The 18169-nt window shown below is 71.4% G+C and carries 17 protein-coding genes; 3 read left to right on the plus strand and 14 right to left on the minus strand.

What is annotated here, in order from left to right:
• The 5 genes from dnaG to ppdK form a co-directional block, all read right to left on the minus strand.
• On the minus strand, positions 1-1349 hold a 1349-nt coding region (gene dnaG, locus Acor_RS19115; RefSeq protein WP_155338148.1), incomplete at its 3' end, for a DNA primase.
• A 9-nt stretch (positions 1350-1358) separates the two neighbouring features.
• On the minus strand, positions 1359-2138 hold the full coding sequence (locus Acor_RS19120; RefSeq protein ID WP_246238770.1) for a M23 family metallopeptidase: 780 nt from the start codon (positions 2136-2138) through the stop codon (positions 1359-1361).
• Positions 2139-2286: 148 nt separating this feature from the next.
• Positions 2287-3498, minus strand: coding sequence for an NAD(P)/FAD-dependent oxidoreductase (locus Acor_RS19125; protein ID WP_155338046.1), 1212 nt, complete (start codon positions 3496-3498; stop codon positions 2287-2289).
• An 85-nt stretch (positions 3499-3583) separates the two neighbouring features.
• Positions 3584-4807 (minus strand): deoxyguanosinetriphosphate triphosphohydrolase, encoded by a 1224-nt coding sequence (locus Acor_RS19130; RefSeq protein ID WP_155338047.1) that lies wholly within the window; start codon positions 4805-4807, stop codon positions 3584-3586.
• A 101-nt stretch (positions 4808-4908) separates the two neighbouring features.
• Positions 4909-7527, minus strand: coding sequence for a pyruvate, phosphate dikinase (ppdK, locus tag Acor_RS19135; RefSeq protein ID WP_218034367.1), 2619 nt, complete (start codon positions 7525-7527; stop codon positions 4909-4911).
• Between the two features lie 277 nt (positions 7528-7804).
• Between ppdK and Acor_RS19140 the strand changes: the two genes are divergently transcribed.
• Entirely contained in the window at positions 7805-9247 is a 1443-nt protein-coding gene (locus tag Acor_RS19140; protein ID WP_155338049.1) for an alpha/beta hydrolase, read from the plus strand.
• Here Acor_RS19140 and Acor_RS19145 read toward each other — a convergent pair.
• The 7 genes from Acor_RS19145 to Acor_RS19175 are packed head-to-tail and all read right to left on the minus strand — an operon-like array spanning position 9244 to position 14923.
• Complete coding sequence (locus Acor_RS19145; RefSeq protein ID WP_155338050.1) at positions 9244-10419, minus strand: sensor histidine kinase; 1176 nt, start codon at positions 10417-10419, stop codon at positions 9244-9246. The two genes, Acor_RS19140 and Acor_RS19145, sit on opposite strands and share 4 nt — an antisense overlap.
• Positions 10416-11093: a response regulator transcription factor gene (locus Acor_RS19150; protein ID WP_170316996.1), complete on the minus strand. Its 678-nt coding sequence runs from the start codon at positions 11091-11093 to the stop codon at positions 10416-10418. The genes Acor_RS19145 and Acor_RS19150 overlap by 4 nt, the downstream gene beginning before the upstream one ends.
• Before the next feature lie 9 nt (positions 11094-11102).
• On the minus strand, positions 11103-11954 hold the full coding sequence (locus Acor_RS19155) for a S1C family serine protease (protein ID WP_155338051.1): 852 nt from the start codon (positions 11952-11954) through the stop codon (positions 11103-11105).
• 11 nt (positions 11955-11965) lie between these two features.
• Complete coding sequence (locus Acor_RS19160) at positions 11966-12913, minus strand: VWA domain-containing protein (RefSeq protein WP_155338052.1); 948 nt, start codon at positions 12911-12913, stop codon at positions 11966-11968.
• Positions 12910-13809, minus strand: coding sequence for a DUF58 domain-containing protein (locus Acor_RS19165; protein ID WP_155338053.1), 900 nt, complete (start codon positions 13807-13809; stop codon positions 12910-12912). Before Acor_RS19165 ends, Acor_RS19160 begins: the two co-directional genes overlap by 4 nt.
• On the minus strand, positions 13806-14786 hold the full coding sequence (locus tag Acor_RS19170) for an AAA family ATPase (protein ID WP_422664817.1): 981 nt from the start codon (positions 14784-14786) through the stop codon (positions 13806-13808). Before Acor_RS19170 ends, Acor_RS19165 begins: the two co-directional genes overlap by 4 nt.
• Positions 14783-14923, minus strand: coding sequence for a hypothetical protein (locus Acor_RS19175; RefSeq protein WP_155338054.1), 141 nt, complete (start codon positions 14921-14923; stop codon positions 14783-14785). Before Acor_RS19175 ends, Acor_RS19170 begins: the two co-directional genes overlap by 4 nt.
• Positions 14924-15033: 110 nt before the next feature.
• Between Acor_RS19175 and Acor_RS19180 the strand changes: the two genes are divergently transcribed.
• Positions 15034-15951: a dienelactone hydrolase family protein gene (locus Acor_RS19180; RefSeq protein ID WP_155338055.1), complete on the plus strand. Its 918-nt coding sequence runs from the start codon at positions 15034-15036 to the stop codon at positions 15949-15951.
• Here Acor_RS19180 and Acor_RS19185 read toward each other — a convergent pair.
• Together Acor_RS19185 and Acor_RS19190 are read right to left on the minus strand one after the other, a co-directional pair.
• Complete coding sequence (locus tag Acor_RS19185) at positions 15948-17312, minus strand: glycine--tRNA ligase (protein WP_422664819.1); 1365 nt, start codon at positions 17310-17312, stop codon at positions 15948-15950. The genes Acor_RS19180 and Acor_RS19185 overlap by 4 nt on opposite strands.
• Before the next feature lie 88 nt (positions 17313-17400).
• On the minus strand, positions 17401-17682 hold the full coding sequence (locus Acor_RS19190; RefSeq protein WP_155338057.1) for an antibiotic biosynthesis monooxygenase family protein: 282 nt from the start codon (positions 17680-17682) through the stop codon (positions 17401-17403).
• A 52-nt stretch (positions 17683-17734) separates the two neighbouring features.
• On the opposite strand from Acor_RS19190, the gene Acor_RS19195 reads away from it, so the two are divergent.
• The gene (locus Acor_RS19195; RefSeq protein WP_155338058.1) at positions 17735-18139 is read left to right on the plus strand and encodes a DUF6703 family protein; all 405 of its coding nucleotides are present in this window, start codon (positions 17735-17737) and stop codon (positions 18137-18139) included.
• Positions 18140-18169: the final 30 nt, after the last annotated feature.

The following is an 18169-nucleotide window of genomic DNA, read 5'->3' on the forward strand; positions in this document are numbered from 1 at the left end:
GCGGCGGCGGGGCGGGTCTCGGTGGGGCGGGCGGCGATCTCCTGGATCCGCTCGACCACGAAACGTTCGTTCATGATGCCGAGCCAGCGGTCGAGATCCACCGCGTACATCCCCCGCAGCGCGCGGTCCTTGATCGAGGCGACCACGGGGGCGACCGCGTCCAGGGCGGAGAGTTTGCCCTCGTTGGTGTTGAGGTCGAAGCGGGCGATCATGCTGCGGATGGCGAACGCGAACAGCGGCTCGCGGCTGGCGACCAGGTCGCGGACGGCCGCGTCGCCCTGCTTGACCCGCAGGTCGCACGGGTCCAGGCCGTCGGGCTGGACCGCGACATAGGTCTGGGTGACGAACTTCTGCTCGTCCTGGAAGGCCCGGAGTGCGGCTTTCTGCCCGGCCGAATCCCCGTCGAAGGTGAAGATGACCTCGCCCTGGCCCTGGTCGAACAGGATCCGCCTGAGCACCTTGATGTGGTCTTCGCCGAAGGCGGTGCCGCAGGTGGCGACGGCGGTGGGGACGCCGGCCAGGTGCAGGGCCATGACGTCGGTGTAACCCTCGACGATGACGGCCTGGGAGCGTTTGGAGATCTCCCGTTTGGCCAGGTCGATTCCGTACAGAACCGAGCCCTTGTGGTAGATCGGGCTTTCTGGGGTGTTGAGGTATTTGGGGCCGTCGTCGGCGTCCAGGAGTTTGCGCGCGCCGAAGCCGATGACGTCGCCGGTGATGTCGCGGATCGGCCAGATCAGCCTGCCCCGGAAACGGTCGCGGGGGCCGCGGCGGCCTTCCGCGGCCAGGCCGCCGCGGAGCAGTTCCTGGCTGGTGAAGCCGCGGCCCATCAGGTGGCGGGTGAGCGCCTCCCACTCGTTGGGGGCGTAGCCGATGCCGAAGTGCTCGGCGTCGACGCGTTCGAAGCCGCGCTCGGACAGGAACCTGCGGCCGACCGCGGCCTCGGGGCTGGACAGCTGGGAGACGTAGTACTCCGCGGCGACCCGGTGCACCTCGATCAGGCGGGAGCGCTCGCCCTGCTGCCGGCCGGGCACGTAGCCGCCCTGCTCGTAGCGGAGCTGGATGCCGGCCCGCTGGGCCAGCCGCTCGACCGCCTCGGCGAAGGTGAGCGCGTCCATCTTCTGGATGAAGGTGATGACGTCGCCGCCCTCGGAGCAGCCGAAGCAGTAGTACATGCCGCGCGTGGGGGTGACGTTGAACGATGGCGACTTCTCATCGTGGAAGGGGCAGAGCCCCTTCAGATTGCCGCCGCCCGCGTTGCGGAGCTGGACATAGTCCCCCACCACATCGGCGATCTGCGAGCGCTCCCGCACGAGCGCGATGTCCTCATCACTGATCCTGCCTGCCACATCGCGAGTCTATTGGCCGCGACCGACAGCCTCGGTGACGAATGGGATGATCACCGGCGGCTCCTCCTTCTCGGGCTTCTTGGCGGGCCGGGGTTTCGGCTGCTCCGGTTTGCCCGCGCAGAGCGCCGAGCAGGCCGGGAGCGTGCCAACCCGCTCCTTGGTCGCCTGCACCGCCGGGCGAGGGGACAGCGTGCGGTTGCCGTCCCACCAGGCGTCCAGGAACGGCCACGGATCGACCATGCCGCGCCGGATCCACCAGTACTGCGGCGGCACCGGCCAGCTGACCGCGAAGTAGAGGTTGCTGGCCGTGCTGCGGGCGTTGCCGGTGTTGCCCACCCGGCCGAGCAGCCGGCCCGCCTTGACCTTCAGGCCCGGCCGGACGCCGGCGGCGATCGTGTCCAGGTGGCCGCCGAGGTAGAGCACGCCGTCCGCGCCGAGCAGGGTGACGTAGCGGCCCTCGCGGTGGGAGCCCATGTCGGTGGAGGGCTTCCACTTGTTCTGCACGTTGACCTCGCGGACCACGCCGTCCACCGGGGCCACGAAGGAGCAGCCGCGCCCGGCCCAGATGGTGGTCTTGGGGAGGGTCAGGCGTTTCCGCTCGTACGTGGTCCGGCAGCCCTTGACCGGGAAGACGTAGGTGAACCGGGAGACCTTGGGCGGCGGCAGCCGGACCGGCTCGTCGCCGGGCGGCGGCATGACGGCCGCCGCGAAGGTCGGCCCGGGGGTGGCAGTGCCGTCCACGGTCGGGTCGGCCGACAGTGCGCTCGGCGAGGGGGGAAAGGTGCTCACGCCCGCCACTCCACCCGGTGCGCTGCACGCGGCCGTGAGCAGAACGAGCGCCAGAGTCCCCGATCGCATGATCTCCACCTGCGTGACGGTACCGAAATTAGACCTCTCTTTTGTAACTGACCGCGGTGTTGATCCGGACCTATTCCCTTTAGAAGGGTGTGTCGGGGTCGGCCAGTTCGGCCGGGTCCACCCGGCGGCCGGACCTGATCAGGGCCTGGATGTCGTCCACGACGTCCCAGACGTTGACGTTCATCCCGGCGATCGCTCGGCCCTCACGCAGCCAGAACGCGATGAACTCCAGGTCCGCGCCCCGGATGACGACCTGGTCGTGGCCCTCGATGTCGCCGGAGAACTCCATGCCCAGCTCGTACTGGTCGGTGTAGAAGTAGGGCACCAGGTCGTAGCTGACCTGCTCGCCCATCATGGCGCGGGCCGCGGCCGGGCCCTGGTTGAGGGCGTTGGCCCAGTGCTCGACCCGGATCCGGCGGCCCAGCAGCGGGTGCATGGCCTCGGCCACGTCCCCGGCGGCGAAGATGTCGGGGTCGCTGCTGCGCATCGCCTCGTCGACCAGGATGCCGCTGTTCACCTCAAGGCCGGCGTCCCTGGCCAGTTCGACGTTGGGCGCGGCGCCGATGCCGGCCAGCACGTCGTCGGCCGGGAGCGACTCGCCGCCGGACAGCTCGACCGCGCGCACGTGCCCGCCGGCGCCGGTCAGCCGGGTCACGGAGGCGCCGAACCGGAACTCGACCCCGTTGCGGCGGTGCAGGTCGGCGAAGACCTCGCCGATCTGGCGGCCGAGGGTGCGGTGCAGCGGCGTCGGCTCGGGCTCGACCACGACCACCCGGCAGCCGGCCTTGCGGGCGGCGGCGGCCGTCTCCAGGCCGATCCAGCCCGCCCCGATGATCACCACGTCACCGCCGTGCCCGAAGGCGGCCCGCAGCGCCTGGCTGTCGGCCAGGGTGCGCAGGTAGTGCACGCCGTCCAGGTCCGCGCCGTCCACCGGCAGCGGGCGCGGCGTGGACCCGGTCGCGATGAGCAGCCGCCGGTACGGCAGCCGCTCCCCGGTCGCCAGCTCGACCACCCGCTCCCCCCGCACGATCCGGCCGGCTGCGACGCCGAGCCGCAGGTCCACGTCGTGCGCCCGGTACCAGCCGTCCTCGTGCACGTAGACCTCGGCCAGCTCGGCCGAGCCCTGCAGGTAGCCCTTGGACAGCGGCGGGCGCTCGTACGGGCGCTCCTGCTCGGCCGCGAGCAGCGTGATCGGCCCGTCGAAGCCCTCGGCCCGGAGGGTCTCGGCGGCTTTGGCGCCCGCGAGGCCGCCACCGATGATGACGAACCGCGAATCGTGGTGTTCGGACATGGTCAGGATGCTCCTTCGTCACGCGGACACTCGCGCAGCCGGAGTATCCGCCTGGTTGCCGGTTTCGTCGACCGAAACCGGGGATTCATGCCGTCAGCCGCGCGTGCATGGCGATGGCCGAGGCGTCGGTCAGCGAGGCGATCTGGTCGACCACGGCGCGCAGCCGCCCCGCGTCGTCGGCGGCCTGTTCGAAGGCGGGCCGGAGCGCGGGCTCCAGCGTGTCGGGCGCGCCCAGCATGATCATCGCGGCCAGTTCGGCGATGATCTCGCGCTGCCTCCCCTGGGTGGCGTGGTGGTCGGCGCGGGTCATCACGTAGTGCGCGGTGACGCCCTTGAGCAGCGCGCACTCCAGCCGGGCCCGGCGCGGCACGACCAGGTCGGCGTCGTGCCGCCCGGCCGATTCGGCCGGATACGCGGCCCGGGTGGCGTCCTGGGCGGAGCGGCAGAACCGGCCGATCGTGGTGCTGGTGAGGCGTTTGAGCGCGGCCAGGTCGGCCAGGCCGCCGTCGAACCCGGTCGGCCAGACGGGGTCGGCGGCCAGCCGGCCGAAGATGTCCTCCAGTTCGCCCAGGTCGGTGCCGGGGGCGTACCAGTCGCGGGTGGTCCGGCAGACCTCGCGCCGCTCCTCCGGGTCGCGGAGCGCCTCGGGGGTGACGTGGCCGGAGTGCAGCGCGTCCTCCAGGTCGTGCACCGAGTAGGCGACGTCGTCGGCCCAGTCCATGATCTGCGCCTCGAAGCTGACCCGGCCGTCCGGGGCGCCCTCTCTGACCCAGTCGAACACCGGCCGGTCGTCGGGGTAGACGCAGTATTTGGGGCCGGACTCCCGGCTCCACGGGTATTTGATCGCGGCGTCCAGGGCGGCCCTGGTGAGGTTGAGCCCGGCGCTCCTGTCGTCCTCGGTGAGGACCTTGGCCTCCAGCCGGGTGAGCAGCCGCAGGCTCTGCGCGTTGCCCTCGAAGCCGCCGCAGCGGCGGGCCACCGTGTCCAGCGCGGTCTCGCCGTTGTGGCCGAACGGCGGGTGGCCGAGGTCGTGGGCCAGGCAGGCGGTCTCCACCAGGTCGGGGTCGCGCCCCAGGGTGCCGGCCATCTCGCGCCCGATCTGGGCGCATTCCAGCGAGTGGGTGAGCCGGGTGCGCGGGCTGTGCATGCCGCGCTCGCCGGGCGTGACGACCTGGGTCTTGGCCGCCAGCCGGCGCAGCGCGTCACTGTGCAGCACCCGGGCCCGATCCCGCTCGAACGGCCCGCGCGGGGTGTGGCCCGGCGGCTCGGGAACCCATCGTGCCTGGTCGTGTTCGGTGTACGGCGTCACGCGTCCCCCAATCTCGGCGAAGTCTCGGCGAGGGAGTGAGACAGTACCCGCAAACACCACGCTCAATGACAAACGCGATGGAAACAGTGGCTCCCGCTCCGCTAACGAGTGTCGGATCCGGCGCGGCTGAGCGCGGCCCGGCCCGCCTCCAGCCGGGCCACCGGGACCCGGAACGGCGAGCAGGAGACGTAGTCGAGGCCGATCTCGTGGCAGAACCGGACCGATTCCGGGTCGCCGCCGTGCTCGCCGCAGATGCCGAGTTTGAGGTCGGGCCGGGCCGCGCGCCCCTCCTCGACCGCGATCCGCATCAGGCGGCCGACGCCGTCCCGGTCCAGGGACTCGAACGGCGACACCCCGAAGATCCCCAGATCCAGGTATTTCCCGAAGAATGAGGCTTCGACGTCGTCGCGGGAGAAGCCCCAGGTCATCTGGGTGAGGTCGTTGGTGCCGAAGGAGAAGAACTGGGCGGCCTCGGCGATCTGCCCGGCGGTCAGCGCGGCCCTCGGGACCTCGATCATGGTGCCGATCAGGGCGTGCACGCCGACCTCGGCGAGGATCTTGAGCGCCTCCTCGCGTACGCTCTCCAGCTCCTGGACCGCGCCGACCAGCGGGATCATGATCTCGGCGCGGGCCTTGACGGACTGCCTGGCGGCCTGCGCGATGGCGCGGACCTGCATGGCGAACAGGCCGGGGATGACCAGGCCGAGCCGGACCCCGCGCAGGCCGAGCATCGGGTTCTGCTCGTGCAGGCGCTTGACGGCGGTGAGCAGCCGGTCGTCCTTGTCGGTCCCGGCGCCGGTGGCCACCTTGACCGACAGGTCCACCAGGTCGGGCAGGAACTCGTGCAGCGGCGGGTCGATCAGCCGGATCGTCACCGGCAGCCCGGACATCGCCTCGAACAGGCCGATGAAGTCGGCCTTCTGCAGCGGCTCCAGCGCGTCCAGCGCGGACTGCCGCTCGGCCGGCGTCTCGGCCAGGATGAGGTCCTCGACCAGCTGGCGGCGGTCGCCCAGGAACATGTGCTCGGTCCGGCAGAGGCCGATGCCCTGCGCGCCGAACCGCCGCGCCCTGGCCGCGTCCTCGGCGGTGTCGGCGTTGGCGCGGACGGCCAGCCGCCGGCCGCCGTCGGCGTGGGTCATGATCCGGTGCACGGCGGACACCAGCTCGTCGGCGGGAGGCGCGCCCTCGAAGTACTCGACCACCGGCGAGGCCACCACCGGCACCGCGCCGAGGTAGACCGCGCCGCTGGTGCCGTCGATGGAGATGACCTCGCCCTCCTCGACGACGGTGTCGCCGGCGGTGAAGCGAAGAGCCTTGGCGTCCACGACGATGTCCTCCGCGCCGCAGACGCAGGTCTTGCCCATGCCGCGGGCCACCACGGCGGCGTGCGAGGTCTTGCCGCCGCGCGAGGTCAGCACGCCCTTGGCGGCGATCATGCCGGACAGGTCGTCGGGGTTGGTCTCGCGCCGTACCAGGATCACCTCGACGCCCTGGGCGGCGAGCTCGACGGCGCGGGCGGAGGAGAAGACGGCCTGGCCGACGGCCGCGCCCGGGGAGGCGTTCATGCCCTTGGTCAGCAGGGTGTTGTCCGCGCCGTCGGCGAAGCGCGGGAACATCAGCTGGGCGAGCTGGTCGCCGGTGCACCGGATGACGGCCTCGTCCAGGTCGATGAGGCCCTCGTCGACCAGCTGCACGGCGATCCGGAAGGCCGCGGCGGCGGTCCGCTTGCCGACCCGGGTCTGCAGCATCCAGAGCTTGCCGCGTTCGATGGTGAACTCGATGTCGCACAGGTCGCGGTAGTGGCCTTCCAGGCGGGCCATGATGTCGAGCAGCTGGCGGTAGGAGGTGGCGTCGATCTCCTCAAGGCGCTGTAGCGGGATGGTGTTGCGGATGCCGGCCACCACGTCCTCGCCCTGCGCGTTCTGCAGGTAGTCGCCGTAGATGCCGCGCTGCCCGGAGGCGGGGTCCCGGGTGAAAGCGACGCCGGTGCCTGAGTCCATGCCGAGGTTGCCGAAGACCATCGCGACCACGTTGACCGCTGTGCCGAGGTCGGCGGGGATGCGCTCCTGACGGCGGTAGAGCACCGCGCGCGGCGCGTTCCAGGAGTCGAAGACGGCGCGGACGGCGAGCTCCATCTGCTCACGCGGGTCGTCGGGGAACTCCCGGCCCTTCTCGGTCCTGACGATCTCCTTGTACGTCCCGACCAGCCGCCGGAAATCCGCCGCGTCCAGGGCGAGATCCTCCCGGCCGGCCTTCAGCTCCTCCAGCGCCTCGTCGAACTTCTCCCCGTCGATGTCCAGCACGGTCTTGCCGAACATCTGGATCAGCCGCCGGTAGGAGTCCCACGCGAACCGCTCGTTCCCCGACTGCCCGGCCAGGCCCCGCACCGAGGCGTCGTTGAGGCCGATGTTGAGGACGGTCTCCATCATGCCGGGCATCGAGAACTTGGCCCCGGAGCGCACGCTCACCAGCAGCGGGTCCTCGGGGTCGCCGAGGCGCTTGCCCATCGCGGCTTCCAGCTTGGCCAGGTGGGTGGCGATCTCCTCGGCCGGGATGACCCCGTCCGCCAGGTAGCTCCGGCAGGCCTCGGTGGTGATGGTGAACCCGGGCGGCACGGGCAGCCCCAGGTTGGTCATTTCCGCGAGATTGGCGCCCTTGCCACCGAGCAGATCCCGGAGATCCTTGTTCCCCTCGGTGAAGTCGAAAACGTACTTCGGCACGATGAGCTCCTTCAGCAAACGCGGACCAAACCCGCTTTCGAGGACTCTACCGATAAAGGACACCATGAAACGTCACGACTGTCACGTGTAACCATTTATGCAGGTAGAGGCCCATAAACCGGTCTAATCCAATTCAGGGAAACGTAAAAATCGGCCATTCTTTCCGAGTCACCCAGTGGTATAAACCAATTTTCCCAGAAGTGCGAAATGTTGCCTGCACGTTAATTGGTGTAGACCATTTCCGGGGAAGAAGCCCCTGAGACTATCGGGGGTATTGATGAGGCGACTGGTGGCCGTTGCCGCGCTGCTGGCTCTGTGCGTGGCTCTGGGCGCGTGCGGCTCGACCGCGCCCGCCCCGACCACGTCCGCGCAGCCCGTGGAGATCACCTGGGGGGCGTGCGACCGGACCGCGCCGTCGGCCGGCTTCCAGTGCGCCACCATGGAGGTGCCGCTGGACTACGCCAAACCGGCCGGGCCGACGGTCGGCATCGCGCTGGTCCGGCTCCGCGCCGCCGGGCCCGGCGCCAAGATCGGCTCGCTGGTCTTCAACTTCGGCGGCCCCGGCGGCTCCGGGGTCGACACCCTGCTGGACGCGGCCAGCGCGTTCCGCACCCTGAACGGGCGGTACGACCTGGTCAGCTTCGACCCGCGCGGGGTCGAGCGCAGCGACGGCGTGCACTGCCTGGACCCGAAGCCGTTCGAGGCGTTCCTGGCGGCCGAGCCCAGCCTGGACGTGCCCACCCAGACCCGCCTGCTGACCGAGTTCGCCCAGGCGTGCCAGCGGCACTCGAGCGCGATCCTGCCCTACGTCGGGACGCTGAACGCCGCCCGCGACATGGAGACGCTGCGGATCCGGCTCGGCGACCCGAAGCTCAACTACCTCGGGTTCTCCTACGGCACCCACCTGGGAGCGCTGTACGCGACCCTGTATCCCGGCCAGACCGGCCGGATGGTGCTGGACTCGGCGCTCGACCCGTCGGTGGGGCTGCTGGAGCAGTCCAGGACGCAGGCGGTCGGATTCCAGCAGGCCTACCAGAACTACCTGGCCGACTGCGCCAGGCAGGACTGCCCGTTCAACGGCAACACCGCCGTGCTCGGCCTGCTCGCCGCGCTGAAGCGCAAGCCGCTCAACGTGCAGGGACGGCTGGTCACCGACGACATCGCGCGGTCCGCCATCGCCGAAGCCCTGTACAGCGAGCTGACCTGGCCGCTGCTCACCCAGGCCATCGCCGACGGGATCGCCGGCGACGGCGCGGGTCTGCTGAACCTGTCCGACTCCTACAGCGGCCGCAGACCGGACGGCTCCTACAACACCCTGCAGTCCTCGCTGGTGGCCATCCTGTGCGCGGACACCACCAACCGCCCCACCGTCGAGGAGGCGGTGGACCTGGCCAAGGAGATGACCAAGAAGTGGCCGATCTTCGGCCCGGACGTGGCCAGCGCGGGCGGCTGCAGCGTCTGGCCCGCCCCCGGCGAGGACACCAACCGGCACATCGACGCCTCCGGCTCCGGCCCGATCCTGGTGGTCGGGGTGACCCACGACCCGGCCACCCCGTACGAGTGGGCGCCCAAGCTCACCGAACAGCTCGGCACCGGCGTCCTGCTCACGCTCAAGGGCGAGGGCCACGGCGCGTACGGCCAGAACACCTGCATCGACTCCCTGGTGAACGGCTACCTGCTGGACGGCAAGGTCCCCGACGACGGAACCGTCTGCCCCTAATCCAGCGGATCGCCGTCCGGAGCCTCGCCGGGACTGGGCCCCGGCAGCCAGAGCACGAACGTGCTGCCCGTGCCCAGTTCGGAGAAGACCCGGACCTGCCCGCCGTGCGATTCCACGATCTGACGGACGATGGCCAGGCCCAGCCCGGTGTGCCGGTCCCTGCGGCTGGCGGGGCCGCGCCAGAACCGGTCGAACACCCGGTCCCTGTCGTCGGCGGCGATGCCGGGCCCGGCGTCCCTGACGGCGGCCCAGACCCAGCCGTCCCGCTCGCCGGCCGCCACGGTCACCACGGTGCCGGGCGGCGCGAGCCGGACCGCGTTGGAGATCAGGTTGCCGACGGCGCGGCGCAGCGCGTCGTGGTCGCCGACGGTGGACAGGCCGGGGCGCAGCAGCCGCCGCAGCGACAGGTCGCGGGTGACGGCGAGCGCGGCGAACTCCTCGCACGCCTCGTTGGCGATGGCGGCCAGGTCCACGTCGGCGTCGACGAAGGCGGGCGCCTGGCGGCGGGCGGAGGCGAGCAGGTCCTCGACCAGGCGGGTCATCCGGGTGGTGGCCCGGTCCACGATGGCGACCGCGCGGCGGCGCTCCTCGTCGGTGGCCTCCGGCGCGGTCAGCACCGCGTCCAGGTTGGCCCGGATGATGGCGAGCGGGCTGCGCAGCTCGTGCGAGGCGTCGTCGATGAGCTGGCGCTGGGAGCGGAAGGCGTGTTCCAGGCGTTCCAGCATGGTGTCCACGGTCTCGGCCAGGTCACGCAGCTCGTCCCTGGGCCCGGCCAGGTTGATCCGGCGGGCCAGGTCGGTGGCCTGGATCTCGGCGGCGGTCCTGGTGATCGACCGGATCGGCCGCAGCACCCGCCCGGCCAGCACCCAGCCGATCACCAGCGCGACCAGGAAGAGCCCGGCCAGCGTGGCGAAGGAGTAGTTGCGCAGCGTCTCCATGGTGCGCACGTTGACCGCGTTCTCCACCTCCTCGACCTGGACCACAGGGATCTTCCCCAGGTACTGCCCGGACCGGGTCTGCGCCTTGGCGTACTCCACCGTGTACGGCCGCTGCTCGGTGGTCTTGGACACCGCGTAGTAGATCGCCCCCAGCAGCAGCGCCGCCGAGGCGATCAGCAGCCCGGAATAGAGCACGGTGAGCCGGAACCTGATCGTCTGCACGAAGAGCCTCACAGCGCCCCCCGCAGCCGGTAGCCCCGGCTGATCACGGTCTCGATCAGCGAGTCGCCCTCCCCGGCCAGCTTGCGCCGGAGCGTGCCCACGGTCACCCGGACCGTGTTGGTGAACGGATCGGTGTGCTCGTCCCACACGTGTTCGAGCAGCTCCTCGGTGGAGACGACGTGTCCTGGCCGGGTCATCAGATAGTGCAGCACCCCGAACTCCTTGGGGGTCAGGCTGAGCGGCCGCCCGCCCCGGTAGGCCTCCACCCTGGCGGTGTCCAGCCGCAGGTCGCCGACCTCCAGCACGGCCGTCCCGCCGGCCGAGTCGCGGCGCAGCAGCGCGCGCACCCGGGCCAGCAGCTCCGGGAACGCGAACGGTTTCACCAGGTAGTCGTCGGCGCCCTCGTCCAGGCCGCGCACCCGGTCGTCCAGCCGGTCCCGCGCGGTCACCATCAGGATCCGGACCTGGCCGCCGCGCTCACCGCGCCGGACCGCCCGGCACAGCTCGAACCCGTCCCCGCCCGGCAGGTTCAGGTCGAGCAGCACCAGGTCGTAGGCGTTGACCTTCAGTTTCTGGTCGGCGGTGGGCGCGTCGTAGGCGACGTCCACCGCGTAGCCGGCCCGGACCAGGCCGACTCTGAGCGCGTCGACGAGATCTTCCTCGTCCTCGACCACGAGCAGCCTCATCTGTCGAACCTAATCCCGGATGATGCGTTCCGCGACCGAGGCCGCCCGGTCCACCGGGATGGCGAACCCGATGCCGATGTTGCCGCCGCGCCGCGACAGGGTGGCGATCACCGTGTTCACGCCCACCACCTCGCCGCGCACGTTCACCAGCGGCCCGCCTGAGTTGCCGGGGTTGATCGAGGCGTCGGTCTGCAGCGCGGTCTGCCGGCCGCCGCTGCCGAGCGTGACCTCCCGGTCCAGCGCGCTGACGATCCCGGAGGTGACCGTCCCGGCCAGGCCGAGCGGCGAGCCGATCGCCAGCACCTGGTCGCCCACCCGGACGTCGGCGGACCTGGCCAGCATCGCCGGGATCAGCCCGGACCCGGCCGCCACCTGGAGCACCGCCAGATCGTAGGCCGCGTCGGTGCCGACCACCTGGGCAGAAAGCCGCCGCCCGTCGTGCAGGATCACGGTCACCGAGCCGGCGTCGTCGACCACGTGCGCGTTGGTGAGCACGTGCCCGGCCTGGTCGATGGCGAACCCGGAGCCGGAGGCGCGCCCGGCCTCCACCGAGACCACGCTCGGCAGCACCGTCGCCGCCGTCCCGCTCAGGCCGCCCGCCGTCGGCACCGGCCCGGCCGCCGACCTGGGCAGCGCGACCGCCGCGCGCGGCTCCTCCCCCGGCCGCCCGGCGAACCACCCGGCCGCGCCGCCCGCCGCGCCGCCGACCAGCAGCGCCACCAGCGTCGCCGCCGCCAGCGCCCCCCGCCGCCGCGGCGGTTCCAGCCGATCCGGTACGGCTCGCGCCGCCGGCCGCCACTCGATCGGCGCCTGCCGGAACCCCGGCCCGCTGGGCGTCCCGAGTCCGATGGGATCTGTCACGCGCGCCTCACCTACGGAATCCGGGAGAACCAGAGCAGGGACGTGCCGGCCGAGATGACCGCGCCGAGCAGGCCGAGGCCGACGAACCACGGCCACACCTCCTGCCGCTCGGTCCGGTAGCCGACCGAGCTGCCGATGTCGTCGTAGACGGCCCGCAGCTCGTCGCCGGAGGCGGCCTCGTAGAAGCGGCCGCCGGTGGAGTCGGCCAGGTCCTTCAGGGCGGGGGCGTCCACCGGGACCTGGATGGTGCGGCCGTCCATCTGGATCATGCCGCCCGGCGTGCCGTACGCGATGGTGGAGACCGGCACCCGCCGGGCGGAGGCCGCGCCGACGGCCTCGGCGATGGAGCGGCCGGTGGTGATCGAGCCGTCCGAGAGCAGCACCACGTGGGCGGGCGGAGGGTCCGCGCCCGCCTGCGCGTCGATCGCGCCGATCGCGTCCAGGGAGGCGAACACCGCCTCGCCGATGGCGGTGCCGGCCGAGGTGCCGAGCCGGTCGACCGCGTCCAGCACGGCCTGCCGGTCGGTGGTGGCCGGGACGGCTATCGAGGCGTATTGCGAGAACGCCACCAGACCGAGGTTGAAACGAGGGGGCAGCCCCGCGGCGAACCGCCGTGCGGCCTGCTGGGCGGCGGCGAATCTGGTCGGTTCGACGTCCTCGGCGAGCATCGAGGCGGAGACGTCGAAGGCGACGATGACGGTCGCCCGCTCCCTGGGCACCGACACCTCCGCCGTCGGCCGGGCGAATCCGAACACCAGCAGCACGAGCATGATCGAGAAGAAGGCGGCGGGCACATGGCGGCGAAATCCCGGCCCTTTCGGCGCGACGCTGGTGAGCAGGTCGAGGTTGGTGAAGCGGACCGCGTACCGGCTCCTGCGCAGGTACGTGATCAGGTAGGCGGCGACGATCGCGGCCACCGGAAGGAGCAGCAGCAGCCACTGCGGGGCCAGGAAGCTCATCCGGCGCCGCCCGCCAGCCGGGCCAGCCGGCGTTGCAGCAGGACGTGCCTGATCAGGTCGCGCAGCCAGTCCCGGTCGGTGCGCAGGGCCAGGTGGGCGGCCCCGGCGCGGCGGATCGCGGCCCGGATGTCGTCGCGCTGGGCTTCGGCGGCGGCCCGGTAGCGTTCCCGCAGCCGGGCGCTGCCGCTGGCGACCTCCTGCCGCCGGCCGGTCTCCGGGTCGACCAGGGTGATCACGCCGACGTCGGGCAGGGTGAGCTCGCGCGGGTCGGTGACCTCCACGGCCAGCACCTGGTGGCGCAGGCCCAGGTGGCGGAGCGGGGTCTCCCAGGTCGCGGCCGGGTCCAGGAAGTCGGAGACGACCACGACCAGCCCGCGGCGCGGCACGCTCCGGCGGAGCTGGTCCATGGCGACGCCCATCCGGGGCTCCCCCGCGCCGTCGCGGGGCAGGGTCATGATGGTGCGCATCAGCGCCATCAGGTGCGGGCGGCCGGTGCGGGCGGGCAGCCGCAGGACCGAGCCGGACTGGAGCAGGTGCGCGCCGATCCGGTTGCCGGTCCGCTGGGTGAGGAAGCCGACCGAGGCGACGGCGGCCAGCGCGAGGGCGCGCTTCTCCATCAGGCCGGTGCCGAAGTCCATGCTGGCGGTGGCGTCCAGCAGCACCCACACCTCCAGTTCCCGGTCCGCGATCACATCCCGGACGTGCGGCGCCGCGGTGCGGGCGGTGACGTTCCAGTCCATCCGCCGCACGTCGTCCCCCGGCTGGTACGGCCTGGCCTCCGCAGGTTCCGTGCCGGGCCCCGGCAGCAGGCCGAGATGGTCGCCCTGCAGCAGCCCGTCCAGCCTGCGGGTGACGGTGAGTTCCAGCCGCCGCAGCACCTCCTCCGGCGGTCTCACGCCGCCTCCTCCTGGGTCGGCGCGATCATCGGTTGCGGGATCGCCCGGAGCAGCTGTTCGACCAGGTGGCGGGCGGACAGGCCGTCGGCGAGCGCGTCGAGGGAGAGCACCAGCCGGTGCGCGATCACGTCCACAGCCAGGTCGGCGACGTCGCCGGGGAGCACGTAGTCGCGGCCTCTGAGCAGGGCCAGCGCGCGGGCGGCGGCGACCAGGCCGAGGGTGGCGCGGGGGCTGGCGCCGAAGGAGAGCAGGCGGGTGAGTTCGGCCAGGCCGTACCTGTCGGGGGTTCTGGTGGCGTAGACGAGGCGGACGGCGTACTCGGCGACGGCGTGGTGGACGAAGACGGTCCCGGCGGCGCGCTGGAGGGCGAGCAGTTCGTCCGGGTCGAAGATCCGGGTGGCGGCCGGGGGGTCCACACTCATCCGGTAGAGGATGGCGAGCTCCTCCGACTCGGTCGGGTAGCCGACGTCGATCTTCATCAGGAACCGGTCCCGCTGGGCTTCCGGGAGCTGGTAGACGCCTTCCGACTCGATCGGGTTCTGGGTGGCCAGCACCAGGAACGGCATCGGCACCGGATACGTGGTGCCGCCGATGCTGACCTGCCGTTCCGCCATCACCTCCAGCAGGGCCGACTGGACCTTGGCCGGGGCCCGGTTGATCTCGTCGGCGAGCACGAAGTTGGCCATCACCGGGCCGAGTTCGGTGTCGAAGCTCTCGGTGGACGGCCGGTAGACCCGGGTGCCGACGATGTCGGAGGGCACCAGGTCGGGGGTGAACTGGATCCGGGCGAACGAGCCGCCGGCCACCACGGCCAGGGTCTCGGCGGCCAGCGTCTTGGCGATGCCGGGCACGCCTTCGAGCAGGCAGTGCCCCCGGGCCAGCACGGCGACGAGCATGCGCTCGACCATCCGGTCCTGGCCGACGATCACCCTCTTCACCTCGAACAGCGCGCGTTCCAGCCGCTGGGCCTCGCTCACGGTTCGAGCAGCGAGCAGTCGTCCACCACGAGCAGCAGCTCTGCCTCCGGCTGCGGCGCGGGCGCGGCGTCGGCCGGTCCCGCGGTCGCCAGCACCAGTCCCGAGGCGAGCGCCACGGCCTTCAATCGGGATGACATGGGTCCCCTTCCCAACGCAGCAATCACCCCATGTCAGCAAACCAACGCGAAAACCCCCATAAATCAGGGTTTTACGTTGTCTTTCGGAGTCGGTCGGTAACTTTCGGTGGATGACGCCGTTTCAGCGATACCTCGCCGAAGAAGTCGCCGAAGATCACGCCGACGGACTCATCCCGCGCCGGGAAGCCCTCAGCCGGCTGGCGCTGCTCGGGCTCGGGCTGCCCGCGGCCGCCGCCCTCCTTGCCGCCTGCGGGGCCCCGGAGGAGAACGCGGCCACCCCGCCGTCCGCTCCCCCGGCGGCGAGCACGCCACCCGTGGCGGCCAGTCCGGCCGGCCCGGCGCCGCTGCCCACCGAGGAGATCACCTTCCCGGGCCCTGAAGGCCGGTTGATGGGCGCGTTCGCCTCCGCCGCCGCGGAACCGCGCGGCGCGGTGCTGGTGGTGCACGAGAACCGGGGGCTCAACGATCACACCCGCTCGGTGGCGGGGCGGCTGGCCGCGGAGGGCTACTCGGCGCTCGCCATCGACCTGCTGTCCCGGGAGGGCGGCACGACCGCGCTCGGCGAAAGCGGCCAGGTCTCGGCCGCCCTCAGTGCCGCGGCCCCGGAACGCTTCGCCGCCGACATGAAGGCCGGGCTGGACGAGCTGGAACGCCGCGCGCCCGGGGCCAAGCTCGGCGCGGTCGGCTTCTGCTTCGGCGGCGGCATGGTCTGGCTGCTGCTCTCCTCCGGCGAGTCACGGCTGGCCGCCGGGGTGCCCTTCTACGGGCCGCTCCCCGACGGAGCCGACTTCGCCGGCACCGAGGCCGCCGTGCTGGGGATCTACGGCGAGGACGACGCCCGGGTCAACGCCACCAGGGACGCCGCCAAGGCCGCGCTCGACCGGGCGGGGCTGACCAGCGAGCTGGTCACCTATCCCGGCGCCGGTCACGCGTTCTTCAACGAGACCGGCGCCCGCTACAACCCGCAGGCCGCGGGTGAGGCGTACCAGAAGCTCACCGAGTGGTTCGGCGAGCATCTGGCGGGTTAGTCGTTCAGGTGCTGGCGCAGGTAGGCCTCGACCTGGTCGAGGGCGACCCGCTGCTGGGCCATCGTGTCGCGCTCCCGGATGGTGACCGCGTGGTCCTCCAGGGTGTCGAAGTCGACCGTGATCGCGAACGGGGTGCCGATCTCGTCCTGGCGGCGGTAGCGGCGGCCGATCGCGCCCGCGTCGTCGAAGTCGACGTTCCACCGGCGGCGCAGCTGGGCGGCCAGGTCCTTGGCCTTCGGCGACAGGTCGGCGTTGCGGGACAGCGGCAGGACCGCGACCTTGACCGGGGCCAGCCGGTGGTCCAGCCGCATGACCGTGCGCTCCTCCATCACGCCCTTCGCGTTCGGCGCCTGGTCCACCGTGTACGCGTCCAGCAGGAAGGTGAGCGTGGCCCGGTCCACGCCGGCGGCCGGCTCGATCACGAACGGCACGTACCGCTCGCCGGTCTCCTGCTCGAAGAACGTCAGGTCGACCCCGGACGCCTTGCCGTGGCTGGTCAGGTCGTAGTCGGTGCGGTTGGCGATGCCCTCCAGCTCGCCCCACTCCGAGCCGGTGAAGTTGAACCGGTACTCGATGTCGACCGTGCGCTTGGAGTAGTGGGACAGTTTCTCGGCCGGGTGCTCGTAGAGCCGGAGGTTGTCCTTGGCGATGCCGAGATCGACATACCAGCGCAGGCGCTCGTCGATCCAGTACTGGTGCCACTCCTCGTCGGTGCCCGGCTTGACGAAGAACTCCATCTCCATCTGCTCGAACTCGCGGGTCCTGAAGATGAAGTTGCCGGGGGTGATCTCGTTGCGGAACGACTTGCCCTGCTGGCCGATGCCGAACGGGATCTTCTTGCGGGCCGACTGCTGCACGTTCAGGTAGTTGATGAAGATGCCCTGGGCGGTCTCCGGGCGCAGATACGCCAGGCCGGACTCGTCCTCGACCGGGCCCAGGTAGGTCTTCAGCAGGCCGCTGAACTGCTTGGGCTGGGTGAACGCGCCCTTGGTGCCGCAGTTCACGCAGACCAGGTCGGCCAGGCCGTTCTCGGGCGCCTTGCCGTGCTTGTCGAAGTAGGCCTCTTCGAGATGGTCGGCCCGGTATCGCTTGTGGCACGACTGGCACTCGGTCAGCGGGTCGGTGAAGGTTTCCACGTGGCCGCTGGCGACCCAGACCTCACGGGCCAGGATCACGCACGAGTCCAGGCCGACGACGTCGTCGCGGCCCTGGACGACGCTCTTCCACCACTCGCGCTTCACGTTGTTCTTCAGCTCGACCCCGAGCGGACCGTAGTCCCAGGAAGCGCGCAGTCCGCCATAGATCTCGCTCGACGGGTACACGAGCCCGCGGCGTTTGGCGAGACTGACGATGGTTTCCATGACGTCGGTACGACGTGCCATGAGTGAAGCTCCATCCGGCTGGGTGTCGGCGCTGGGGATTGGTATTGGCCAAGCTTAGGGGACTCGCTCAGCCCTTCGCGTACACCTGCTCATAGCCGCTGGGCTCGTTGATCATGAGCGTCATCAGCGGATACATCACCATCCGCGCTGATGAGAGGGCCCGCCGGTAGAACCCGGCGCCCTCCCACTCACTGACCAGGGCCCACAGGTTGGGTTCGTCCACCGAGCGGCTGACCTGGCCGCGGACGAATCCGTCCTGGGAGGCGAACAGATCGAGGATCTCCCTGGCCTGGGTGGTGTACTGATCGGTCTGCGCCTCTGGCACCGAATAGCGGATCACGGCGAGCATGCGCCCAGCATGCCATCCCCCCGGGCCGGGTCGCGGCGTTAGGCTCGTGACCGTGGCCGACACCTCCAAACCCCGCCGTCCCGCCCATCCGCTGGCCCGCCCGCAGGCGCCCGGGCGCAAGCCCGCGGCCAAGCGGCCGCTGCCGCCGGGCGAGCAGTTCTTCACGCCCGGTTCGACCGGATTCCGGCGTACGGCCGAGCAGCGCAGCGCGGCCGTGCTGGTGTTCCTCTACCAGTTGCCGCGCTGGCTGGTCCCGGTCGTGCTGGTCGCGCTGCTGCTGGTCGGGTTCGCGGTCGCGGACTGGCGCGGCGGCCTGGCGGTGCTGCCGGTGCTCGGGTTCGTGCTCTGGCTGGCCTACATGTCCTGGCCGTCGCTGCGGCCCGGCGCGCGGGTGCTCAGGGTGGCGCTGGCGACGTTCCTGCTGCTGGTGGCGTTGACCAGGTTCGGCCTGTTCTGACACGACTGGCCGACAAATCGGACAGTTTTG

This window comes from Acrocarpospora corrugata (assembly GCF_009687845.1).
GTDB classification, from domain to species: Bacteria; Actinomycetota; Actinomycetes; order Streptosporangiales; family Streptosporangiaceae; genus Acrocarpospora; species Acrocarpospora corrugata.